Genomic DNA, 23,491 nt, shown 5'->3' with positions numbered 1-23,491 from the left:
AAGAGCGCAGCTCATCAGGTGTGAGCGAGCGCTCAGAGGCTCCTGATCGCCGCCGTGATCCCGGTCATCAGCCCGGACGCGGGCACCGGGGCGCCGTCCGCGGCCAGCTCCGCCGCCAGAACGTGCACGTGGGCGGCGTACCCCGCGGCCAGGAACGGGTCGAGACCGGCGGCCAGCAACGCCCCGATGATCCCGGACAGCACGTCACCCGATCCGGCGGTCGCCGGCCACGACGAGGTCGCCGAGTTGACCAGCGCCCGGCCGTCCGGGGCGGCCACGACGGTCCGGTGGCCCTTCAGCAGCACCACGGCGTTGAACCGCTGGGCGGCCTTGCGCGCGGCGGCCACCCGGTCGCCGCCGACCGGGCCCGCCAGGCGTTCGAACTCGCGGTCGTGCGGGGTCAGCACCAGTGCCGAGTCCGGGTCGCGGGCGTCCCACAGCTGCGGCTGCTGCGCGAGCAACGTGATGGCGTCGGCGTCGGCGACCACCGGGACGTTCGCGTCCAGCACGAACCTCAGCACCTCGGCGGACGAGCTGCCCGTGCCCATGCCGGGGCCGACGACCCAGGCCTGCACGCGGCCCGCGTCGGTGATCGAGCCGGTGCAGATGGTCTCCGGCCAGCGGGCGCGGATCGCGTCGGCGGCGGGACCGGCGTAGCGGACCATGCCCGACGTCGCGAGCACGGCGGCACCGGTGGCGAGCACCGCGGCACCGGGGTAGGTCGAGCTGCCGGCGGCGACGCCCGTGACGCCCTGGGTGTACTTGTCGTCGGACGGGCCCGGCAGCGGCCAGGCGATGTCCGCGCGGTCCAGCAGCACGAAGTCCGGGTCCCGCGGGCGCAGGCCGATGTCGACCAGGTGCACCTCGCCGCAGTCGGCCAGCGCGTGGACCGGCTTGAGGCAGCCGAACGTGACCGTGGTGTGGGCCTTTACATGCGGACCGGAGATCTCACCGGTGTCCGGGTCGATGCCGCTGGGCAGGTCCACGGCGAGGACCGGGGCCGTGACGCCCTCGACGAGCTTGGCGGCTTCCGGGCGCAACGGGCCGCGGGCGGACAGGCCGACGATGCCGTCGATCACCAGGTCGGGGGTGCCGACCTCGTCGACGACCCGGCCGCCTGCCCCGCGGAACGCGGCGAGGCCTTCCGCGTGCGCCTTGCCGGGGGTGAGCAGGACCGCGGACACCGCGACCCCCCGGCGACGCAGGAAGTACCCGGCCCACAGGGCGTCGCCGCCGTTGTTGCCAGCGCCCACGAGCAGCGTGACGCGGCGGCGGCCCCGCAGGAGCCGGAGGGCGTGGGTGGCCACACCGAACGCGGCCTTGCGCATCAGCGAGCCCGGCGGGACGACCGCCATGAGCTCCTCTTCAGCGGACTTGACGCGTTCGGTGTGCCAGACGCCTCTCACCTATTCGACGGTAACGGACTTCGCGAGGTTGCGAGGCTTGTCGACGTCGTAGCCGCGGGCGGTCGCGATCTCGGCCGCGAGCACCTGCAGCGGGATGGTCGAGATGAGCGGCTGCAGCAGCGTCGGGACGGCCGGGATCTCGATCAGGTGGTCCGCGAACGGGCGCACCGTCTCGTCACCCTCCTCGGCGATCACGATCGTGCGGGCGCCGCGGGCCTGGATCTCGCTGATGTTGGACACCAGCTTCGAGTGCAGGACGGCACGGCCCTTCGGCGACGGCATGACCACGACGACCGGGAGGTCCTCCTCGATCAGCGCGATCGGGCCGTGCTTGAGCTCACCGGCCGCGAAGCCCTCGGCGTGCATGTAGGCGAGCTCCTTGAGCTTGAGCGCGCCCTCCAGCGCCACCGGGTAGCCGACGTGGCGGCCGAGGAACAGCACCGCCTTCGAGTCGGCGAGCTCCCGGCCCAGCGCCTTGACCTGGTCGATGGTGCCGAGCACCCGCTGCACGGCCTGGGGCATGGCCTCCAGCTCGTGGAACTCGCGGGCCACCTCGTCCGGGTACTTGGTGCCGCGGGCCTGCGCGAGGGCCAGGCCGACCAGGTAGTTCGCCGCGATCTGGGCGAGGAACGCCTTGGTCGACGCGACACCGATCTCGGGGCCGGCGTGCGTGTAGAGCACGGCGTCGGACTCGCGCGGGATCTGCGCGCCGTTGGTGTTGCAGACCGCGAGGACGCGGGCCTTCTGCGCGCGGGCGTGGCGGACGGCTTCGAGGGTGTCCGCGGTCTCACCGGACTGCGACACGGCGACGACGAGCGTGTCGCGGTCGAGCACCGGGTCGCGGTAGCGGAACTCGGAGGCCAGCTCGACCTCGACGGGCAGCCGGGTCCAGTGCTCGATCGCGTACTTCGCGACCAGACCGGAGTGGTAGGCGCTGCCGCAGGCGACGACGAAGACCTTGTCGACGTCGCGCAGGTCCTGGTCGGACAGCCGCTGCTCGTCGAGCACGATCCGGCCGTTCGCGAAGTGGCCGCGCAGCGTGTTCGCCAGCGCCTCCGGCTGCTCCTCGATCTCCTTGAGCATGAAGTACTCGTGGCCGCCCTTCTCGGCGGCGCTGAGGTCCCAGTTGACCGTGAACGGCTTGGCCTCGGCCGGCGCGCCGTCGAAGTCGGTGACCTCGTAGCCGTCGCGGGTGAGCACGACCATCTGGTCCTGCCCCAGCTCGACGGCCTCCTTGGTGTGCGCGATGAACGCGGCGACGTCGCTCGCGACGAAGTACTCGTTCTCGCCGACGCCGACGACCAGCGGCGAGTTGCGGCGTGCGGCGACGACCGTGTCGGGCTCGTCGGCGTGCGTGAAGACGAGCGTGAACGCGCCCTCCAGGCGGCTCACGACCTTGCGCACGCTGGCGGGCAGGTCGCCCTTCGTGTCACCGTCGCCGTACGCGATGGCCACGAGGTGCGCGACCGTCTCGGTGTCGGTGTCGGACGCCATCTCGATGCCGAGGCCTTCGAGTTCGCCGCGCAGCGCGAGGAAGTTCTCGATGATGCCGTTGTGCACCACGGCGACCCGGTTCGCCGAGTCGCGGTGCGGGTGCGAGTTGCGGTCGATCGGCGCGCCGTGCGTCGCCCACCGCGTGTGTCCCATGCCGACGGTGCCCGCGAACCCGTCGCGACCCACCTCGTCGAGCCTCGCCTCCAGGTTCTGCAGCCGCCCGGCCTTGCGCTCGACGGCGAGCTCACCGTCCGCGACGACCGCGACACCGGCCGAGTCGTAACCCCGGTACTCGAGCCGCCTCAGCCCGTCCAGCACCACGTCGAGCGCCGACTGGTGACCCACGTATCCCACGATTCCGCACACGGAAGACAGGGTAGCTAGACCACGGCGCCAACCCTAAAGGGCGAGGGCGGTGAATCAGCGCAGGTCAGGGCCAGCTTTGGTGTAGACCAATCTTGGATGTGGCGACGGCGACACCATCGACTACGGTTCAGCCATGGCTCGCCGCGTGATCACGCTGACCGCGAAACAGGCTCTCGAGCAGCTCAGCCGCCCCGGTCCCCACCCGGTGCTGCGCGGCGACCTGGCCCTCGTCGGCCTGCCCGGCGTCGTGTTCACCCCGGCCACCGGTCTCGGCCTGCCCGCGGTCGCCTTCGGGCACGGCTGGATGCAGCCGGTTCGCCGCTACCACGGCCTTTTGCGCCACCTCGCCTCGTGGGGCGTGGTCGCCGCGGCACCGGCCGTGGAACGCGGCCCGCTGCTCTCCGCACGCGTGCTGTCGGCGAACCTGCTGACCACTTTGGACATCTGCACCGGCGTCCGCCTGGGCACCGGCGACATCAGCGTCGACCCCACCCGCCTGGCCCTCGCCGGCCACTCGATGGGCGGCGGCGCGGCCGTGCTGGCGGCCTCCTCGTCCCCGAAGGTGCGAGCCGTTGTGACTTTGGCCGCAACGGAGACCCGCCCCTCGGCACTGGACGCGGCCCGCTCGGTGTCGGCCCCCGGCCTGCACCTCGCCGCGGGCGAGGACCGCATCGCCCCGCCCGTCGGCCACTCCGAGGCCATCGCGACCGCCTGGGGCGGCCCGGTGCAGCTGCGACTGCTGCCCAAGGCCTCGCACCTCGGGTTCACCGAGGGGCGGCACTGGAGCGAGCTCATGCTCGACGGGCGCGGTGAGCGCGGCGCCCAGAAGATCGGGCGGGCGTTCGTGGCGGCGTTCCTGCTGCGGGTGCTGCTGGGTGAGCGGGCGTACGACTCGTTGCTGGACGAGGACTCGAAGGGCGCGGAGCTGGTGTTGCAGCGAGAAGGGCTGCGCAAGCCGGCCTGACGCGCGGGGCTGCGGGGCTGTCGCTTCGGTTCGAAGCTGGGTCGGGCCCGGGCGTTCGAGGTCATCGCCGCTTCGCGACGACAGCGATTGGGCTCGCACCGCTGTCCGCGTTGCCAGGCCGACCCGTCTCGCTCCGCTCGATCGAGCCGCAACCGGCCCCTCCGAAGTCGTCTCATCCGAATTGTCAGACCCCGTGCGTACGTTGGGTCGCGGGGGACCCGAAGTGCGAGGGGACCCCTGCGCAAGCGTGTCCGCCGAGCCCTCTGGAGTGCCTGCGGTGGTGCCGTCAACGCGAACACCCCGGCCCGCTCCGCATCGCGGAACGAACCGGGGTGCAAGCCGGTGACTCAGCTGAGCCAGGTCTGACCGCTCAAATCGTCGTCGTCATCCGCCACCGGAGCCGGCCGACGGCTGCGCGCCGGCGGAACCGGCGGCGGAGGCGGTGGCGGCGTGAACTGGGGTTGTTGCGGGGGTGGGGCGTAGCTGCCGTCGTCGTCCTCGGGGCCGAAGGCCAGTTCGCCCGCGGAGCGGTCGCGCTGTTCCCACTGGGGTTTGCGCTGGGGTTTGTCGCCCTGCTTGGCGATGTTCTCCGCGGCCTCGTTGGCCGCGGCGAGGTCGCGCTGGTGCTTGTCCTCGCGGGCCTTCGCCTCGGCGGCCAGGCGGGCCTGGTCGGCCTTGAGGTCCGCCGTGATCTCGGTGTTGGCGCGGCGGGAGCGGGCGATGTTCTCGTCGAACAGCGCCTGGATCTTGGGGTCCACTTGCCCGGTCGACATGGGTCAGCGGCCTCCTCGGTCGTCACCCAGGACGGTGTGCACGGCGCTCAGCGGGTTGTTGTTGTCGCGGTCGTCGTCGAACAGGGTGCCGGTGGTGCGCCACTGGCTGGCGCCCCGTTCGGTGTCGCCGCCCTGCTGGCCGCCCGCGCCTCCGCCTGCCATGCCGCCGCCCATCATCCCGCCGCCCATCATGCCGCCGGCCGCGGCGCCTGAGGGGGCCTGGGCACCGTCCTGCATGGACGGGAGGTTCGCGGAACCGGGCTGGCCGGCCTCGGAGGTGTTCGTGGTGAAGCCGGTGCCGTTGTCGCCGGTGGACGGGGTGTTCCAGGCGCTGTCCATGGACGAGCCGCCGAGAACGGACTCGCTGCCGCTGGAGCCGCCGCCGGTGAACGAGACGCCCGAGGTCGAGGTGCTGTCGGAGGCCTGCGCGGTGGCGAACTGCGGGCCGTCCGCCGGCATCCTCGGCTCGCCCAGGCCCGGCATGAAACCGTTGTCCTGGACGTAGTTGCGGCCCACCGCCTCCTGGAAGCCCGGGGCGTCCTGACCGGGCGGGCTCCACACCTGCTCGGCCGCGGGGGCGGGCATCGGCTGGAAGTCCGCCTGGGCCGGCATCGTCTGGAACTCGCCCTCGACCGGACGCGGGAAGTCCTGCTCAGGGATCTGCACCGGCTCGTCGAGGCGCAGGTCGTCCACCGCACCGCCACCGGAGCCACCGGCCGCTGCCGGGTTCTCGTCCTCGCCGAACGCCACGCCGATCTGGTCGGGCGTGCCGTCGCCGTTGTCCGCGGTCAGGTTGATCTCGCCGGTGTCCGGGTTCACCTCGGCGGTGAAGCTCACGCCGTCCTGCTCGATGTGGATCTTGCCGTCGGCGCCCACCTCGACCGGGATCGGGTTCGACTCCGAACCGAGGGGACCCGTGCCGGGCGCGCCACCGCCGCCGGGTGCGGGCGTCGCACCGGTCGTGGGCGTGCCGGTGGCCTGGCCACCCGTGACCTGGCCGCCGGTGACCTGGTTCGCCAGCGCCGTCACGGCCTGGGCGCCGTTCTGGCCCATGAGCGCCTTGGCGGCCTCCGGGTTCTTGCTGAAGTCCAGGTCGTAGGTCTTCGGCTCGCCCTTCGGCGTGTCGATCGTCATCTTCACGTGCCCGTTCGAGTCGGGCTCCGTGATCTTGATCGTGTTGTCGCCCGCCTTGACCGTGACGCTCTCGAGCTCTTCCTCGGGCTTCGGCTGGTCGTCCGGCTTGCCGTCGCCGTCGAGGTCGTCGGGCTTGCCGTCGCCGTCGGTGTCGCCGGGGACGTCGGGCTTGCCGTCGCCGTCCTTGTCGAGCGGGTTCTCCGGCTTGGGGATCTCGGGCGTACCGCCGCCACCACCGCCGGGCGTGCCACCGCCGCCGCCACCGGTCGAACCACCGGGCGTGCCGCCGCCACCACCGCCGTCGGTGCCGGGCACCTGCTTGCGGCCGCCGCCGTCCTCGCTGAACGCGGGCGGGTCACCGATCTTCGCGAACGGGCTCTCCGCGGGGATCGCCGCGTTGAGCGCGGTGAACATCGTGTCGTAGTCGCTCTGCACACCGGCCTGCACCGTCTGGCAGTAGCCGTCGAACGCCTTCTTCTTGGCGTCGAACTCCTGGCAGAGCGCCCGCAGCTTGTCCTTGGCCGCGTTGATGATGCCCTCGCGGGTGTTGCTGATCCAGCTGCCCCAGCCCAGACCGGCGAGCATGCCGAGCGGTCCGCCGCAGATCGCGCCGGTGACGGCGCCGAAGAGCGGGCCGGGCACGCCGTGCAGCCAGTCGAGGACACCGCCGTCGTTCTCGAAGAGGTCGCCGTTCGCGTGCCGGATCGCGGTCTCGGCCTCCTCGACCGTCAGACCGCCGCACTTCTCCGAGTACTGGTCGTGGATCTGCTGCGCGAACTCCTTGACGTGCTTCTGCATGTTCGTCACGCCGGCGGTGATCGCACCGGGGGCCTGACCGGTCTGCTGGACGAGCGTCTTGGAGGAGCCGGCGAACTTGTCGTGGTAGCCGCGCGCCGCCTCGGCGGCCTGGCCCTCCCACGAGCCCAGCCCGTTCCACGCGCTGCCGAGCGCGTTGTCGTGGGTCTGGAGCTTCCCGACGGCTTCCTGGAGCTTCACCGAGTCCTCGCGGAACTTGGCGAACTCGATGTCGCGAACCTCGTCGTACCTGCGGTAGACGTCACCTTCGAGGTTCGGCGCTGCGCCCTGGTGACCGCACGCGGGAGCGGCCTTCTGGTAGACCGGGATGAACTTCTCGAAGAACCGCAGACCGGGTGCGCCGGCGTCGAGCAGCGTGTTGCTGCTCGGGACGTCACCCTGCTCGTTCAGGACCTTCTGGGTGGCGCCGAGCTCGCGCTCCTCCTTGGCCTTGGCGACGAGCTTGTCGGCCTCGCCGCCCTTCTTCTCCCACTGGGAGCGGTTGATCTCCTTGGCACCGACGAAGACGGTGCTGAGACCGGCCGTGGGCGCGGCGAGCGCGGCACCGAGGATGTGGCTGCCGAGGCCGGGGTCGCTGGGGACGTCGACGCCGTTCGCCTTGGCGTACCGCTCGACCTCCTCCTCCGGCGCGCCGGCACCGGCGAGCGCGGGGACGAGTGCCTTCTTGGTCTCCGGCGTGACGTTGGGGTCGTCGAGGAGCTTCTTGATCTCGTTCTGGTCGGCCACGACGCACTACCCCTTGAACTGCTGCGAAGTCTGGGACTCGTTCGACTCGTACGACTTCGCCACGTCCTTCAGCCGGGTGGCGATGTTGTTGGCCTCCTTGCCGAAGGTGTCGCAGCTGACACCCAGCCGGTCGAAGAAGCCCTTGTAGGTGGCGTGGACGGCCTGGAACTTGCGCCCGACCTGGCCGGCCCCCACGACCGGGACGATCGTCGGCTTCATCGAGATCAGTTGTGATCCCTCGGCCTCGTAGGTCCCCGCGGTCTTCGTGAGATCGCCGGACTGTACGCCGAAACCAGCCATTCCTCGCCTCCCCTAGTCCCCGATCTGACGCAGTTCGGCCTCATCGGGTTCCGCCATACAGTGCCAGCTCCGCTCACACGCCGACCGGAGCTCCGCGATGTCGGTTGCCTTAGTAAACAGCCATTCGGCGCATTTCGCCGACGATCACCACTGGGTGGGCGGCTGCTGGCCGGGTGGCGGTCCCTGCTGCGGGTACTGGCCCTGCTGCGGGTAAGGGTGCTGGCCGGGCTGGGGGTACTGGCCGGGCTGGGGGTACTGGCCGGGCTGGGGGTACTGGCCGGGCTGCGGATACCCCTGGGGCGGGTACTGCCCGTGGTGCTGCTGCGGGAAGCCCTGAGGCGGGTACGGGGGCGGTGTCTTCTTCTTCGACGCCGAGACCACGGCGACCACCACCGCGGCCACTCCTCCCAGCAGCACCAGGAGGATCAACAGCATCATCACGCTCATGACCGGCCAGCCCCCGTCGCACGTCCTCAGTGCACCGAGGAAACCACATCCGCGAGGCGCTGCGCCGCCGACTCGGCCTGGTCGTGGCTCGTGGCCTCGACCATCACCCGCACGAGCTGCTCGGTGCCCGACGGCCGCAGGAGCACGCGGCCGGTGTCGCCCAGCTCGGCCTCCACGGCCGCGACGGCCTCGCTGACGGAGGTGGCCTTCGCCACGGCGGCCTTGTCGCCGACCTTGACGTTGATCAGGACCTGCGGCAGGCGGCGCATCACGCCGGCGAGGTCGGCGAGCGACTTGCCGGTCTCGGCCATCCGGGCCATCAGGCGCAGGGCGGTGAGCAGGCCGTCGCCGGTGGTGGCGTGCGCGGGCAGCACCACGTGGCCGGACTGCTCGCCGCCGAGCGAGTAGCCGCCGGCCTTGAGGTCCTGCAGCACGTAGCGGTCGCCGACGGCGGTGGTGCGCAGCCGGATGCCGGCCTCGCGCATGGCGATGTGCAGGCCCAGGTTGCTCATCACGGTGGCGACGAGGGTGTCCTCGTACAGCTCGCCCGCGTCGCGCATCGCGACCGCGAGGACCGCCATGATCTGGTCGCCGTCGACCTCGTTGCCCTCGGCGTCCACGGCCAGGCAGCGGTCGGCGTCACCGTCGTGGGCGATGCCGAGGTCGGCGCCGTGCTCGCGGACTGCGGCGGAGATCACATCGAGGTGCGTGGAGCCGCAGCCGTCGTTGATGTTGAGGCCGTCCGGGTCCGCGTTGATCGCGACCACCTCGGCGCCCGCGCGGCGGTAGGCGTCCGGCGCGGCCACCGACGCGGCGCCGTTCGCGCAGTCCACCACGACCTTGAGGCCGTCGAGGCGGTGCGGCGTGACCTTGAGCAGGTGCTCGACGTACTGGGTCTCGGCGTCGGCGATGTCGCGGACGCGGCCGATCGCGGCACCGGTCGGGCGCTCGAAACCGGAGCCCATGCGCTGCTCGATCTCGTCCTCGACCGAGTCGGGCAGCTTGTGGCCGCCCGCGGCGAAGAGCTTGATCCCGTTGTCCGGCATGGCGTTGTGCGAGGCGGAGATCATCACGCCGATGTCGGCGCCCAGCGAGGAGACCAGGTGCGCGACGGCGGGGGTGGGCAGTGCGCCCACGCGCAGCACGTCGGCACCGGCCGAGGTGAGGCCCGCGGTGACGGCGGCGTCCAGCATCTCGCTGCTCGCCCTGGGGTCGCGGCCGACGACGGCGACCGGGCGGTGGGAACGGTCGTGTTCGGCGAGCACGCGCGCCGCCGCGGCGGCGACGGACATCGCGAGTTCGGGGGTGAGGTCGGCGTTGGCGAGACCGCGCACACCGTCGGTGCCGAACAGGCGGGCCATGAATCCTCCGAAATGGACACTGCGAGGCGACGGGAAGGACCCGGAAAACACTGCGGGAGCAGCAGTTCGAGGTGAACTGCTGCTCCCGCAGGTACAGCTGTGGAACTCGCTCAGCGCTTGGAGTACTGAGGCGCCTTGCGGGCCTTCTTCAGACCGTACTTCTTGCGCTCCTTGACCCGCGGGTCACGGGTGAGGAAGCCGGCCTTCTTCAGGACCGGGCGGTCCTCGGAGTCGACGGCGATCAGCGCACGCGCGATGGCGAGGCGCAGCGCACCGGCCTGGCCGGTGATGCCGCCGCCACGCAGGTTGGCGATGACGTCGAAGGTCTCGGGCTTCTCCGTGGTGACGAGCGGCTCCTTGATGAGCTGCTGGTGCACCTTGTTCGGGAAGTAGTCCTCGAGGGCCTTGCCGTTCAGCGTGAACTTGCCGGTGCCGGGCACGAGGCGGACGCGGACGACGGCCTCCTTGCGGCGGCCGACGGTCTGGGCCAGGTGCGGCGCACCGTTCAGCGAGGGAGCGACGACCACCGGCGCGGAGGCTTCGTCCTCGGCGACCTCGACCTCAGCCTCAGCGGCCTCGGCGTCGGCCTCGGGAGCAGCCTCGACGACCTCGGCCTCGACAACCTCCGCCTCGACGGCTTCGGGGGTCTCGTTCTCAGGGGTGGTCACAGGAACTTCCTCGGTGTACTCGTCGCTCACTGGGCGATCTTCTTGATCTCGAAGGCCTGCGGCTGCTGCGCCGCGTGCGGGTGGTTCGGTCCGCTGTAGACCTTCAGCTTGTTCGCGATCTGACGGCCAAGGCGGTTCTTGGGCAGCATGCCCTTGATCGCCTTCTCCACCAGGCGGTCCGGGCGCGTGTCCAGGACCTCGCCGAAGGACTGCTTGCGCAGACCACCGGGGAAGCCGGAGTGGCGGTACTGGAACGCCTGGTCGCGCTTCGAGCCGGTCAGAGCGACCTTGTCAGCGTTGACGATGACCACGAAGTCACCGGTGTCAACGTGAGGCGCGTAGGTCGGCTTGTGCTTGCCGCGCAGCAGCGTCGCGGCCTGGGTGGCGAGCCGGCCGAGCACCACGTCCTGGGCGTCGATCACGTGCCAGGTGCGGGTCACCTCACCGGGCTTCGGGCTGTACGTGCGCACGGAATTACCTCGTCGTCACTTGCGTCTGGGGTCACTGCGGCGGTTGCCCCAGACCGATCTTGGACGAACCAAGCGGTGGTTCCGAGACAGGCGCGGCACACACAGGCGCCAGCTACCGCACAACAACGTAAGAAGATACCGGATGGGTGGCGCGGGGACCAAAACGGCCCCTCCTACCGACCCCGCTCCGGACGTACGTGAGCCCCGGACCACGTGGTTCCGGGGCTCACGAGGGGTCTTGCCACCACGCGCGGTCTTACCAGCGCGAGACGTTCTGCTTCTCAGCCTGCTGGTACGCCTCGCCGGCCTGCTGCACGGCGGTACCGATGGCGGCGAGGACCGAGTTCAGGTCGGCCGCGGCGTTGTCCCACTTCTCCTGGGACTGCTTGTAGGTGTCCGAGCCCTCACCCTCCCAGGTGCCGAGCACGCGCACGACCTCGGCGCGGATCTCGTCCAGGACGCCGTCGATCTCCTTGGACTGCGTGGTGATGGTCGAGGCCGCCTGCGCGATCTGACCGAACTCAACCTTGATTTCACCCATTGTGGATCTCCCCTAGAAAAGTCTGTGAAGTACTGGACTGCGGAACGAGGACCTGCGGAGCAGGAGGATCAGCCGAGGCGCGCGGTGACGTTGCTCATCTCGGCCTCCTGGGCCGCTTCGTTCTGCGCGTAGACCTTCGAGGTGTCGGAGATCTGCTCGGCGATCGCGCGGAGCGCCTCCTGGACCTTCGCGGCGTCCGCGTCGAAGCGGGAGATCAGGCTCTGGAACGCGGTGTGGGCCGAGCCCTTCCACGCGGCGGAGACGGTCTCGGCGGCGTCGCGGACCTGACGGATCTTCGCCTGCGCGGTCTCGTCGGCCTCGATGATGCGCTTCGCCAGAGTGTCGAGCTCTTCGGTCGTGGTACCGAAACCAGCCATTGGGAGATGCCCCCTTCAGAGAACTTCAGGTCGTACTTCTTGGTTCGTACGCCTCTTCCGACGAGGACCCTGCCATGTCGGTTCCGCCCTGTCGCGACTTCTTTCGAAGTAGTTGCGCTAGTAAACGACGCCAGGTGAACGCACGGTGTCAGTAGAGGATTCGCGACTGCGAAAAGTCCTCGTCATCGTCACCCGCGCGGGGAAGCTGGCCACTCGGACCGGCGACCGCGGTCGAACCGGGGGTGGCGGGAACCTCAGGTCCCGGAACCGGTTGAGACGCCGCGGCGGCGAGCTCGGCGGCCTCCGGAGTCCGTTCGACGGGCAGTCCGCGCTCGGTGCGGAACCCCGTGGCGGCCTCGCGGACGTCGCCCGGCGTGGCACCGGCCGCCGGTTCCACCCGGCGGTCACGGGCCTGCCGGGCCAGCTCGCGGGTGCGTTCCCGCAGCTCGGCGTTGCGCGCGCCGGCCTCACCGGCGGCGCGGCGTGCGCGGGTGACCGCGTGGCCGACCTCGGCGCGGAACCGGGCGAGGACCTCGTTGGCGGACATCAGGCGACTCCCCTGGTGCTGTTCACGGCTTGATGGTCAGCGAGCGGACGATCTGCTCGCAGGCGGTGCGGACGCGGTCACGGCCGGCCTCGGTCGCCTGGCAGCCCACGCTCACCTGAGCCGTACCGACGAACTGGATGTACCAGTCGACCCCGGCCCCGCCGATCTCTTCGCGATAGTGAACAACGGACTTGCCCGCGAATGTGTGGCGGTCGCTGAACGCGGCGACCTTGTCGCCCCTCTCCTCGCGCTCGCCATATTGCTTCTGCAATTCCGCGAATGCCCGCCCGCGGTCCTGGTCGCTGTTGTACTCCAGCTTTTGCTCTTGCACAGCGATGCGGTCCGCCGGGGAATCACCGGTGTTCTTTTCCCGGTCGACCGGTTGCAGGAGCACCTGCCTGGCCGCGGGTGCGCCGCCGGTCTGCTCCCAGCCGTCGGGCCGGGTGAAGCTGTAGTCGTACTGCGCGATCTGGTCCGCGGGCGGCGGGGTGGCGGTTCCCGTCCCCTCCCGGTGCTGCCACCAGAGGAACCCGCCGACGCCGGCCGCCACGAGCACGACGACCACGCCGAGCGCGATGAACAACGGCGCCTTGCTCTTCTTCTCCGGCGGTGTCATCGGCGGTGTCATCGGCGGGAACGACGCGGGGAACTGCGCGACCGGCGGCGGCGTGATGCGGCGGGTGATCTTGCGGGTGGTGTCGCCGGACACGCGCAGGTTGTGGGTCACCTCCCCCGAGGGGCCCCTGGACGGTGGGTGCGCCCGGTTCTGAGGTGGCTTGGCCGGCGCACCCTGCTGCGCCATGCCGCCGGTGCGCTCCGGGTCGAGGCTCACCGCGCGCAGCGCACCGCGGGCCACGACGGTCTCCGGCTGGTCGATGCTCGTCGGCACCACGCCGGTGTGCTCGTGCACGAGCCGCGCGACGAGCGGAATCCGGGACGAGCCGCCCACCAGGAACACCGCGGCCAGCTGTTGCGGCGCCAGACCGGCCTCCCGCACGGCCGAGCCCACCAGCGCGGCCGCGCCGCCCAGCGGGACCGCCACCAGCTGCTCCAGGTCGGACCGGGTGACGTGCGCGTCGGGGAACGGCGGCGGCATCGGCACGTCGGTGTAGGCGTGCCGCGACAGCGTCTCCTTGGCGCCGCGGACGTCCTGCCGCAGCACCCGCCGCTTGCGCCGGTCGGTCATCTCACGGCCCTCGACGAGCTGCCGCCACGCGTCCGGGTCCTCCGCCGACACGAGCGCGCCGACGTGCTCCAGCAACGCCTGGTCGACGTCCGCGCCGCCGAAGCCGGGGTCGCCCTTCGTCGCGAGCACCCGGAAGCTCCTGCCGGTGCGCGCGACCACGCTCGCGTCGACGGTGCCGCCGCCGAGGTCGAGCACGGCCAGCGCCGCACCGTCGGGAACGGAGTGGCTCGCGGAGTGGAAGACGGCGGCCGCCACGGGTTCCGGCACGAGCGCCAGCTCCCGCCCCAGCCCGCGCGCGGCCTGGACCAGCACGCGGGTGCGGACCGTGCCCCAGTCGGCGGGGTGGGTGAGCACGAGCAGGTCGACGGGCGCACCGCCGCCCACGCGCCGCGCCTCCCCGACCGCACGGGTCAGCACCGCGCGCACGACGTCCACGACGGGCAGCACGGTGCTGCCCAGCAGCAGCTCCCCCTCGTCCACGCGGCGCTTCGGGTGCGGCTCGTAGCGGGCCGGGTCGACCGCGGCCTGCCGCTCGGCCTCCTGCCCGACGAACAACGTCCCGTCCGCGGCCGCGAACACGGCGGACGGCACCAGCGGCTGGCCGTCGAAAACGACGACCTGCGGCTCCCTGCCGTGCACCGAGATCGCGACGCAGGTGCTCGACGTGCCGAAGTCCACCGCGACCTGGAGGCTCATGCACCATCCCCTCTTCCGCGCACATGCTTACCGGATGCGGCACAGCCGGACGACACGGATGGTCCAGGTGGCCACCGGGAGTTCACCGCGGATCACGGATTGCGACACACCGGTCACGCTGTGGGGCTTCAGGACGGGCGTGGGTCGCACCGGGACGGAGGGGCGGCCCTAAGCTCGTGCGCGTGCTGGGGGCCGAGTACCGCGTGCTGGGACCGCTGGACGTCCTCTTCGCCGGCGAACGGGTCGTGGTGCCGGCGGGCAAGGGCCGCGTGCTGCTCGCGACGCTGCTCCTGCGGCCCAACCGGTTCGTGTCGGTCGACGAGCTGGTCGAGCGCCTCTGGGACGGTTCACCGCCCTCGATCGACCGCGCGGTCAAGACGTTGCACATGACCGTCGCGCGGCTGCGGCGGGCACTCGGGCCGGCCAACTGCGTGGTCACCACCACGAACGGCTACCTCGCCGAGGTCGAAGACCTGGACCTGCTGCGGTTCCGTGCGTTGGCGCGCACCGACCCGCACGCCGCGCTGGCGCTGTGGCGCGGTCCGCTGCTCGCCAACGTGACGTCCGACGCCCTGCACCGCGAGGACGTGCCGCGGCTCGTCGAGGAACGGCTGCTGGTGCTGGAGCGGCGCATCGAGCTGGACCTCGACAACGGGCTCGCGACCGCCCTGGTGCCCGAGCTGAGGACGCTGACGACGGACCACTCGCTGCGGGAGCGCTTCTGGGCGCAGCTGATGGTGGCGCTGTACCGCTCGAACCAGCAGGCCGCGGCACTCGACGCGTTCCACCGGGTGAGGGCGCTGCTGTCGGACGAGCTCGGCATCGACCCCGGCGAGCTGCTGCGCGACCTCCACCAGTCGATCCTGCGCGCCGAACCGGAGCTGAGCGCGCGGCGCGACACCGTGGTCCCGCGTCAGCTGCCGCCGGGGCTCGCCCGCTTCAGCGGCCGCGTCGACGACCTGGCCCGGCTCGACCGGCTGCTGCCCACCGGAACGGCGGGGCAGGCGGTGGTGATCTCCGCCATCGCCGGGTCGGCCGGAGTGGGCAAGACGGCACTCGCCGTGCACTGGGCCCACCGGGTGCGCGACCGGTTCCCCGACGGGCAGCTCGCCATCAACCTCCGCGGCTACGACCGCGAGGAACCGCTGACACCGCACGACGCACTCGGCCAGCTGCTGCGCGGCCTCGGCGTTCCCGCTCGGCAGGTCCCCCTGGAAACCGACGAGCGCACGGGTGTGTACCGCTCGCTGCTCGCCGATCGCCGGGTGCTGGTGCTGCTCGACAACGCGCGCACAGCTGAGCAGGTGCGGCCGCTGCTGCCAGCGGGTGGGAGATCGGTGGTCGTGGTCACGAGCCGGTCCGACCTGCGCGGGCTCGTCGCGACGAACGACGCCGAGGTGCTGCGGCTGGGTGTGCTGCCGCCCGGTGAGGCGGTGGAACTCCTGACGAACGTGATCGGCGCCGAGCGGGTCGAAGCGGAGCCCGACGCGGTGACCGAGCTCGCGCGGCTCTGCGCGCACCTGCCGCTCGCGTTGCGGATCGCCGCCTCGATCCTCGTCAGCGAGCCGCACCGGCGGCTGCGGGACCTGGTGCTGCACCTGAGCGCCGGTGATGCGCTGACCCAGCTGGAGGTCGGCGACGGCCAGGAGGCCGCTGTGCGCGCCGCGTTCGACCTCTCCTACACCGCGGTGGGTGCCGAGGAACGCCGGATGTTCCGCGTGCTCGGCCTGGCCCCGCGCGCCGACTTCACGCCGATGTCCGCGGGGGCGCTCCTCGGTGTGCCGAGTGGACGGGCGCTGACGTTGTTGCGTTCGCTCGCCCGCGCACACCTCGTCGAGGAGCACACGCCTGAGCGGTTCTCGTTGCACGACCTGTTGCTGTTGCACGCCCGTGAATGCGCGGCCGCCGAGGACACCGCCGAAGAACGGCACACCGCCGTCGTCAGGTTCCTCGACCACCACCTGCACTCCGCGGACAACGCCGACCGCGTCATCCGCGCCAGCCGCCCGGTCCGGCCGCTGACCGAGCGCGCCCCCGTCGTCGAGGTGGCCGAGTTCAGCGACAGCGCGGAGGCCGTGGCGTGGTGCCAACGCGAACACGACCTTCTCTTCGAGCTGTGCGAGTTCGCGGCGGGCAACGGCCACCTCGCACACGCGTCCACGCTGCCCGGTTCGTTGACGGGGTACCTGCTGGTCCGAGGCTCGACGGACGACTTCTTCCGGCTCTTCACGATCGCGCTGGACAGTGCGCGGCTCACCGGTGACCGGCGTGCGGAAGCTGCTGCGCTGAACACGCTCGGCAGCACCTGCAGGACCACGAACCAGCTCGAGCGGGCTCGGCGGCTGCTGACCGAGTCGCTCCGGATCAGGCACGAGATCGGTGAGCCGCGCGGCATCGCGACGAGCGAGCACGAGCTGGCGGCCCTGTGCTTCGCGTTGGGCGACCACGACGCCGCCGCGCGGTACTTCCGCTCCGCCATCGAGCACTGGGAACTCGCCGGTGACGAGGTCACGGCGGTGAAGTCGCTGAACGGCCTCGCCTGGACCCTGCTCCACACCGGCGACTTCGCGGAGAGCCTCAGGATCGCCGACCACACCGCGGCGAGGTGCGCCTCGCTCGGTCTCAGCGACCCGCTGGTGCAGAACACCAAGGCGCACGCGATGGCCGCGCTGGGGAACCTCCAGGAGGCGGCGCGGCTGTACCGCGACATCTTCGCCGGCTCGCTCGACCAGGTGACCAGCCACCCGCGCGTGGCCATGCTGCTCAAGGGTTCGAGGGTGTTCGCCGCCGTGAACGACCGGGAGGCGGCGTTGTGGTGTGCCCGCGAGGCGTTGGCCCTCACCGAACGCAGCAGCCTGCCCGGTGCGGACGAGGTCCGGGGACTCATCCGCGAGCTGGAGGCGTGAGCGTCAGCGGCGTTCCGGTACCAGCCCGGCGAGGCGCGCCCGCAGCCGGGTGACCGCGCGCGCGTTGCCCTGCGCCTCCCGCATGAGCAGCGCTTCCTCCAGTGCCGCAACGGCTTCCGCGGTGCGACCGCGGCGCAGGTGTGCGTCGGCGATGTTCTCGTGCGTGACGGCGCGGACGGCGTTGGGCACCTCGTCGTCGGGCAGCGCCAGCACCTGGTGGAACGTGTCCATCGCCGCGTCGACCCGGCCGAGGCGGAGCTGGAGCAGGCCGCGTGTGTCCAGTGTGGACGGGAGCAGGTGGTCGATGCCGCCGCCGGTGATCGTGGCGTACGCCTCGTCGCTCGCGGCCAGCGCGGCCTCCAGGTCCTCCAGCGCCACGAGGGTCATGGCCTGGTTGTTCAACGCCATGGCGAGCCCGGCCGGGTCGCCCTGCTCGCGGCGGCGGCGCACGGCCCGTTCGTGCAGGGAGCGCGCGGACTCCAGACGGCCCTGCCTGGCCTGGTTGACCGCCCACTGGTCGAGCGTGACGGCGATGCCGTGCAGGTGGCCGATGCCCTCCCGCACCTCCAGCGCCTCGGCGTAGGCGGTGTCGGCCTCCTCGAACGCCCCGAGCGCGCCGAGCGCGTTGCCCAGCGAGTGCAGGGTGTTGCCGACGGCGAACTGGTCCTCGGCGGCCCGTGCCGCCGCGAGCGCGACCTTGCACAGCTCGATGCGCTCGGAGGGGAGCTGGCGGAAGTTGAGGTAGCCGAACATCGTGGTGGGCAGCTGCCACGCGTGCTGGTGGTACCCGTGCTCACCGGCCAGGCGCGCGGCGGCCATCAGGTTGCGGTGCTCGGTCTCGCACCACGCGAGCGCGGCGGCCCGGTCGGCGAGCAGCGCCGGGTGCACGCCCTCGGCGAGCGGCGGCAGCGTCAGCGCGACGCGGGTGCGGCGCAGCAGCCGGTCGGCGCTCTCCGCCGTGTGCAGGTAGAAGTCCAGCAGCCGGCGCACCGCCTCGTGCCGCCCGGTGTCGGTGTCCTCGGCCACCGACCGCGTCTGCGAGTACGCCCGCAGCAGGTCGTGGCACGTGTAGCGGCCCGGTGCGCGTTCGACGGCCAGGTTCATGCGGGTGAGGACGTGCAACGACCGGCGCACCGCGGAACGGGGCCTGCCGTCGAGCGCGGCCGCCGCGTCCAGCGAGACGTCCGGGCCGGTGGCGAGCCCGAGCAGCCGGAAGAGGCGGGCCGAGTCGGGGTCGAGGCAGCGGTAGGAGGTGGCGAAGACCGTCTCCACGCCGGTGAGCAGCCCGCCGCTCGCGTCGGACAGCTCGTCGGCGAGCGCGCGCAGGGACAGCTCGGGCGCCCCGGCCGCCCGGGACGCGAGGACGGCGAGGGCGAGCGGGAGGCCGCCGCAGAACGCCACGAGGTCCGCGACCGCGTCCGGTTCGGCCCGCACCCGGTCGGCGCCGAGCCGCGCGGTGAGCAGCGCGACGGCGTCGGGCTCGGCGAGCACGTCCAGCGTCACCGGGAACGCGCCCTCCCGCACGACCAGCCCGGTGAACCGGTTGCGGCTGGTGAGCACGACCAGGCACCCGCGCCCGGCCGGCAGCAGCGGCCGGACCTGCTCGACGTCGCGGGCGTTGTCGAGCAGCACGAGCACGCGGCGGTCGGCGCTGACGCTGCGGAAGAGCGCGGCCCGTTCCGGCAGGTCCGCCGGCACCTTGCCGCCGGGCACGCCGAACGCGGCCAGGAACGAGGCCAGCACGGCGGACGGGTCGAGCGGCTGCGCGGACGGGTCGAAGCCGCGCAGGTCGACGTGGAGCTGGCCGTCGGGGAACCGGTCGGCCACCGAGTGCGCCCAGCGGACGGCGAGCGCGGTCTTGCCGACGCCGGCCGTGCCGTCGATCGTGGCGATCACCACCGCTGTTCCCGCGTCCAGGAGCGCGGTGAGCTTCGCGAGCTCCGCGTCCCGCCCGGTGAAGTGCGCCGACGGTGCGGGCAGCTGCCGCGGCACGTCGCTGCGGGCCTCCGGGTCCTGCAACCGTTCGTGCAGCTCCCGCAGCTGCTGGCCGGGTTCGACGCCGAGCTCGTCGGCCAGGTGCGCGCGGATCTGCTCGTAGGCCGCGAGCGCGTCCCGCGGCCGGCCCGCCTGGTGCAGCGCCTGCACCAGCTGTGCCCAGAACCCCTCGCGCAACGGGTGCTCGCCGGTCAGCTCGCGCAGCTCGTCCACCAGCTCGGCACCCCGGCTCCGCGCGAGGTCGGCGTCGATCCTGCGGCCCAGCACCACCAGCCGTTCCTCGATCAGCGGCGGCACGTCCTCGCGGTGCAGGAGCACCGAGTCGACGTCCGCCGCCACCGGTCCCCGCCAGTGCGCCAGCGCCGCCGTGAACTCCCCGTCGGCCGCGAGCCGCCGGAACCGGGTCAGGTCCAGCCGCTCGGGGTCGACCTCGGCCAGGTACCCGCCGGTCGCCGTGCGCACGCAGTCCGCGTCCCCCAACGCCACCCGCAGCCGCCGCACCACCATCTGCAACGTCTTGTGCGCCCGGTCGACCGTCGGCGGCTCCCCGTCCCACAACCGGTCCACCAGCTCGTCCACCGGCACGAACCGGTTGGGCCGCAACAACAGCGTGGCGAGCAGCACCCGTCCGCGCCCGGCCGGCAACGGCACCGGCACGCCGTCACGCAGCACCTCGACCCGTCCGAGGACGCGGTACTCGACGTTCATGACTCCCTGCTCCCGTCCTCTTCGGACCCGGTGTGACCGATGTGTGAGCGCCGTGCGGCAACGTGGTGCTCGGCCGGGAACGGCAGCGACGGGAAAGCACCTGGGGGCTCGTCGCTGCCGCCCGGTGCTCGCCGCGGAGACGGCGCCCTCCCAGTCCGGCGAGCAGTGCCTGCGACCGTCCTGTCGCGACGGTGACGGGTTCACCCGGTACTCGGCTCGCACACCCCTCCACCGGCTCGAAAACCCAGTCTAGGGGCCCTGTGGTCCAGGTGTGAGCGAAGTGTGAGCGGCCCCTGGCAGAGTTCTCCTCAGCGGTGCTGGTGGCACAGTTCCTGGGGGGTCACCAGCACCGCTCACCAGTTCTCAGCGGAGCTCGGCGAGCTTGGCGCGCACCTGCTCGGCGTCGGCGTGGTCGTTGTACTCGTAGGCCTCCAGTGCCTTCGTCCACCAGCTCCGCGCCGCGTCGGGCTCGCCCAGGCCGAGGTGCGCGTCGCCGAGGGTGTTGTGCACGTCGGCGATGTGGTGCCAGGAACCCTCGGTCTCGAAGTGCCCCAGCGCGAGGTGGGCGTTCTCGACCGCGACCGCGTGGTCGCCCAGCCCCACCTGGACGCTGGCCTTCATCGCGGCGAGGAGCCCCTTCCACTCCGCGGTCATGTCGACCGCGAACTCGGCCTCCCACTCCGCGCAGCACACGAGCGCCTCCGCGTACTCGCCCAGCTTGAGGTGGTCCGCCGCGACCTGGTGCAGCGCCATCCCGGTCTGCAACGGGTACGGCGTCGGCGACGCGCGCAACGTCGTGAGCGCCTCCTTGGACACCTCCAGCGCCTCCCGCAGCCGGCCCGCCTCGCCCAGCGACCACGCGAGCCCGCTCAACGCGCGCGCCTGACCGGTCACGCGACCGACCTCGCGGTACACGTCGGCGCTGCGCGCGAAGAGGTCGCTGCCGTCGTCGAAGCGGCCGGCCCGGCAGTGGGCCACGGCGAGGGTGAACTGCATCCGGGCGTCCCAGAGGCGTTCACCGGTGTGCGTGACCGCCGCCACGGCGCCCTCCATCGACCAGACCCACTCCTGCCACGGGCCGACCCGGTCGACCAGGTCGAAGGTGAACCACGGCAGCTGCCAGGCGTAGCGGTGCAGGTCCCGTTCCGCGGCCTGGACCATGATCGCGCGCAGCACGGCGCGTTCGGCGCGGAACCAGTCGTCGGCCTCCTCGCGCCCGGCCGGCAGCTCCGGCCGCGTGCCCGGTGCCGGCCGCAGCTCGATCACCGCCTGCGCCTGCCTGCGCCCGGCGAAGCAGGAGGCGTCGATCGCGACCAGCGTGTGCAGGTAGTGGTCGTACATCCGCTCGACGGCCGCAGCCCTGGGCTCGGCGGGCTCCTCGGCCTCCGCCCGGTCCGCCGCGTACACGCGCAGCAAGTCGTGGCTCGTGAACCGGCCGGGCATGGGCTCGGCGAGCAGGTTCGCCTCGACCAGCTCCCGCACGTGCCGCAGCGCCTCGTCCTCGGTGAGGCCGGCGAGGCTCGCGGTGGCCGCGACGGTGATGTCCGGCCCCGGGTGCACGCCGAGCAGCCGGAACACCCGCGCGGTCGCCGGGCCGAGCTGCCGGTAGGACCACTGGAAGACGGTGCGCACGGTGGTCGCCGCGTCACCGGTGTCCAGCGTGTCGAGGCGGGTGCGGGCGTCGGACAGCTCCGCGACCAGCCCGGCCAGCGGGAGCTCCGGCGACTGGGCGACGCGGGCCGCCACGATCGCGAGCGCCAGCGGCAGGCCACCGCACCACCGGATCAGCTCGTCGGCGTCACCCGCGCGCCGCGCACCGAGCCTGCTCACGATCAACGCGCGCGCCTCCGCGGGCGTGAGCACGTCCAGCGCCAGCTCGCGCGCACCCTCGTTCACGACCAGGCCGGTGAGCCGGTCGCGGCTCGTGACCAGCACGAACGACGACGACGGACCGGGCAGCAGCGGCCGCACGTGGTCGGGGTCGCGGGCGTTGTCGAGCAGCACGAGCACCCGGCGCTCGGCGACCAGGCTGCGGTACAGCGCCGACTGGGCGTCGAGCGCGGCCGGGATGCGGTCCGGCGGCACGCCGAGCGCTTCGAGGAACCGGCTGAGCGCGTCGCCGGGCGCCACCGGTTCGCGGTGGCGGTCGAACCCGCGCAGGTTCACGTAGAGCTGGCCGTCCGGGAACCGGTCCGCCGCGCCCCGCGCCCAGTGCACGGCCAGTGTCGTCTTGCCGACGCCCGCGGTTCCGGTGATCGCCGCGACCACCAGCCCGTCGCCGGCTGCCAGTCCGGTCAGGTCGCGCAGCTCGGCGGACCGCCCGACGAACCGGGGTGTCGTCGTCGGCAGCTGGCGCGGCACCGGCCGGAGCACGGCCGCCGTCCTGCGCGCAGGAACGGGACCGGCGAGCACGCGCTGGTGCACCGCCCGCAGCTCGTCACCGGGGTCGACGCCGAGCTCGTCGGCCAGCAGCGCCCGGACCTCCCGGTAGGCGGCCAGCGCGCGTTCCTGCTGCCCCGACATCGCGAGCGCCAGCACCAGCTGCGCCCAGAACGCCTCGCGGAACGGGTGCTGGGCGGTGAGGCCGCGCAGCTCGGGCACCACCTCTGCGGCCCGGCCGGCGTCGAGGTCGGCGCTGATCCGCCGTTCCAGCGCGTGCAGCCACTCCTCGGTCACCAGCGGGACGTCGTGCTGGTGCAGGGCACCGGACCGCACGTCGACGAGCATCGGCCCGCGCCACAACCGGACGGCGGCGGCCAGCTCCCCCGCCGCGACCAACCGGCGGAACCGGGTCAGGTCGAGCGCGTCCACGGCCACCTCGGCGAGGTAGCCACCGGTCGAGGTGCGCACGCAGTCCGCCTCGCCCAGCGCCCGGCGCAGCCGCATGACCACCGTGTGCAGCGTCTTGTGCGCCCGGTCCGGTGTCGGCGGCTCACCGTCCCAGAGCCGGTCGACCAGCGCGTCGATCGAGACGACCTGGTTGGGCCGCAACAACAACGTGGCGAGCAGCACTCGGCTCCGACCGGCCGGCAGCGGCACGACGACCCCGTCGAGCAGCACCTCCAGCGGACCGAGCACCCGGTACTCGGCTAGGGCCTGTGTCGAGGTCCCGTTCGATGAGAGTCGCGCCTGAGGTGGTTCCTGGCGGTGCGGGCGACCAGCCCGCATACCGGTGTTGTATGTGGGCTGGTCGCCCGTGCCCCCAGGGGCCGCCTCAGGCCCGGCTGTCGCGAACATGGACCTCGACACAGGCCCTACCACGTTCCCCCCTGTGTGACCGGATTGTGAGCGTCCGCGGAGACCATGTGCTTGGCCGGTTCGACCGCGGTTACCTCCCTCTTCACCGTGGCCGGACCGGCCTCTCCAGCAGCCCCGGCAGCGCGTGCTCGCGGTGTGACCGGAGTGTGAGCGCCGTCGGGCAGAGTTCTCCTCAGCCGGACGACGAGAGCGGCAACGCAAGCCCTGGGGGGTGTCGCGACCGTCGTGGTCCTACCGGATCGGCCCTCCCCAGTGGGTCGGACCGGAAGGGCGTCGGTTCTTGGGGGGAACCGGACAGTCCCCTGCTGTTCGGTGGGCCCGCAGCTTCGGCTGCGGGCCCTTTTCACGTGCA

General features: G+C 72.2%; 17 protein-coding genes. 2 read left to right on the top strand and 15 right to left on the bottom strand.

What is annotated here, in order from left to right; translation table 11 throughout:
* Positions 1-32: 32 nt before the first annotated feature.
* Positions 33-1,406, bottom strand: a complete 1,374-nt coding sequence (locus ACZ7CF_RS17785) for an NAD(P)H-hydrate dehydratase (protein ID WP_360395789.1) — start codon at positions 1,404-1,406, stop codon at positions 33-35.
* Positions 1,407-3,266 carry a glutamine--fructose-6-phosphate transaminase (isomerizing) gene (gene glmS / locus ACZ7CF_RS17780; protein ID WP_360395787.1) on the bottom strand — a complete coding sequence of 620 codons (1,860 nt, stop codon included), beginning with the start codon at positions 3,264-3,266 and terminating at the stop codon, positions 1,407-1,409.
* A gap of 133 nt (positions 3,267-3,399) precedes the next feature.
* Here glmS and ACZ7CF_RS17775 point away from each other — a divergent pair, with 133 nt between their 5' ends.
* Positions 3,400-4,230, top strand: a complete 831-nt coding sequence (locus ACZ7CF_RS17775) for a dienelactone hydrolase family protein (RefSeq protein ID WP_458430200.1) — start codon at positions 3,400-3,402, stop codon at positions 4,228-4,230.
* Between the two features lie 347 nt (positions 4,231-4,577).
* Here the strand turns inward: ACZ7CF_RS17775 and ACZ7CF_RS17770 are convergent, their stop codons facing one another.
* From ACZ7CF_RS17770 to ACZ7CF_RS17720, 11 genes are all read right to left on the bottom strand, one after another.
* Positions 4,578-5,003: a hypothetical protein gene (locus tag ACZ7CF_RS17770; RefSeq protein ID WP_470370036.1), complete on the bottom strand. Its 426-nt coding sequence runs from the start codon at positions 5,001-5,003 to the stop codon at positions 4,578-4,580.
* A gap of 3 nt (positions 5,004-5,006) precedes the next feature.
* Positions 5,007-7,679: a hypothetical protein gene (locus tag ACZ7CF_RS17765; RefSeq protein ID WP_470370035.1), complete on the bottom strand. Its 2,673-nt coding sequence runs from the start codon at positions 7,677-7,679 to the stop codon at positions 5,007-5,009.
* A 6-nt stretch (positions 7,680-7,685) separates the two neighbouring features.
* Positions 7,686-7,979 carry a hypothetical protein gene (locus ACZ7CF_RS17760; protein WP_360395782.1) on the bottom strand — a complete coding sequence of 98 codons (294 nt, stop codon included), beginning with the start codon at positions 7,977-7,979 and terminating at the stop codon, positions 7,686-7,688.
* A gap of 144 nt (positions 7,980-8,123) precedes the next feature.
* Positions 8,124-8,426 carry a hypothetical protein gene (locus ACZ7CF_RS17755; RefSeq protein WP_470370034.1) on the bottom strand — a complete coding sequence of 101 codons (303 nt, stop codon included), beginning with the start codon at positions 8,424-8,426 and terminating at the stop codon, positions 8,124-8,126.
* A 26-nt stretch (positions 8,427-8,452) separates the two neighbouring features.
* Entirely contained in the window at positions 8,453-9,787 is a 1,335-nt protein-coding gene (glmM, locus tag ACZ7CF_RS17750) for a phosphoglucosamine mutase (protein WP_458430198.1), read from the bottom strand.
* Between the two features lie 110 nt (positions 9,788-9,897).
* On the bottom strand, positions 9,898-10,455 hold the full coding sequence (rpsI, locus tag ACZ7CF_RS17745) for a 30S ribosomal protein S9 (protein WP_360395777.1): 558 nt from the start codon (positions 10,453-10,455) through the stop codon (positions 9,898-9,900).
* A gap of 26 nt (positions 10,456-10,481) precedes the next feature.
* Complete coding sequence (rplM, locus tag ACZ7CF_RS17740) at positions 10,482-10,925, bottom strand: 50S ribosomal protein L13 (protein ID WP_360395776.1); 444 nt, start codon at positions 10,923-10,925, stop codon at positions 10,482-10,484.
* Between the two features lie 256 nt (positions 10,926-11,181).
* Positions 11,182-11,466, bottom strand: a complete 285-nt coding sequence (locus ACZ7CF_RS17735) for a WXG100 family type VII secretion target (RefSeq protein WP_360395775.1) — start codon at positions 11,464-11,466, stop codon at positions 11,182-11,184.
* Between the two features lie 68 nt (positions 11,467-11,534).
* On the bottom strand, positions 11,535-11,843 hold the full coding sequence (locus tag ACZ7CF_RS17730) for a WXG100 family type VII secretion target (protein ID WP_360395773.1): 309 nt from the start codon (positions 11,841-11,843) through the stop codon (positions 11,535-11,537).
* 148 nt (positions 11,844-11,991) lie between these two features.
* The gene (locus ACZ7CF_RS17725) at positions 11,992-12,390 is read right to left on the bottom strand and encodes a hypothetical protein (protein ID WP_458430197.1); all 399 of its coding nucleotides are present in this window, start codon (positions 12,388-12,390) and stop codon (positions 11,992-11,994) included.
* 22 nt (positions 12,391-12,412) lie between these two features.
* Positions 12,413-14,272: a type VII secretion-associated protein gene (locus tag ACZ7CF_RS17720; protein ID WP_470370033.1), complete on the bottom strand. Its 1,860-nt coding sequence runs from the start codon at positions 14,270-14,272 to the stop codon at positions 12,413-12,415.
* 182 nt (positions 14,273-14,454) lie between these two features.
* Between ACZ7CF_RS17720 and ACZ7CF_RS17715 the strand changes: the two genes are divergently transcribed.
* Positions 14,455-17,178 (top strand): AfsR/SARP family transcriptional regulator, encoded by a 2,724-nt coding sequence (locus ACZ7CF_RS17715; RefSeq protein WP_470370032.1) that lies wholly within the window; start codon positions 14,455-14,457, stop codon positions 17,176-17,178.
* A gap of 3 nt (positions 17,179-17,181) precedes the next feature.
* On the opposite strand, the gene ACZ7CF_RS17710 is transcribed toward ACZ7CF_RS17715, so the two are convergent.
* Together ACZ7CF_RS17710 and ACZ7CF_RS17705 are read right to left on the bottom strand one after the other, a co-directional pair.
* Positions 17,182-19,881 carry an AfsR/SARP family transcriptional regulator gene (locus ACZ7CF_RS17710; RefSeq protein WP_470370031.1) on the bottom strand — a complete coding sequence of 900 codons (2,700 nt, stop codon included), beginning with the start codon at positions 19,879-19,881 and terminating at the stop codon, positions 17,182-17,184.
* Between the two features lie 363 nt (positions 19,882-20,244).
* On the bottom strand, positions 20,245-22,959 hold the full coding sequence (locus tag ACZ7CF_RS17705; protein ID WP_470370030.1) for an AfsR/SARP family transcriptional regulator: 2,715 nt from the start codon (positions 22,957-22,959) through the stop codon (positions 20,245-20,247).
* Positions 22,960-23,491: the final 532 nt, after the last annotated feature.

The organism is Lentzea sp. NPDC036955, from assembly GCF_055608005.1.
This window is presented reverse-complemented; position numbering and strand designations above follow the sequence as displayed.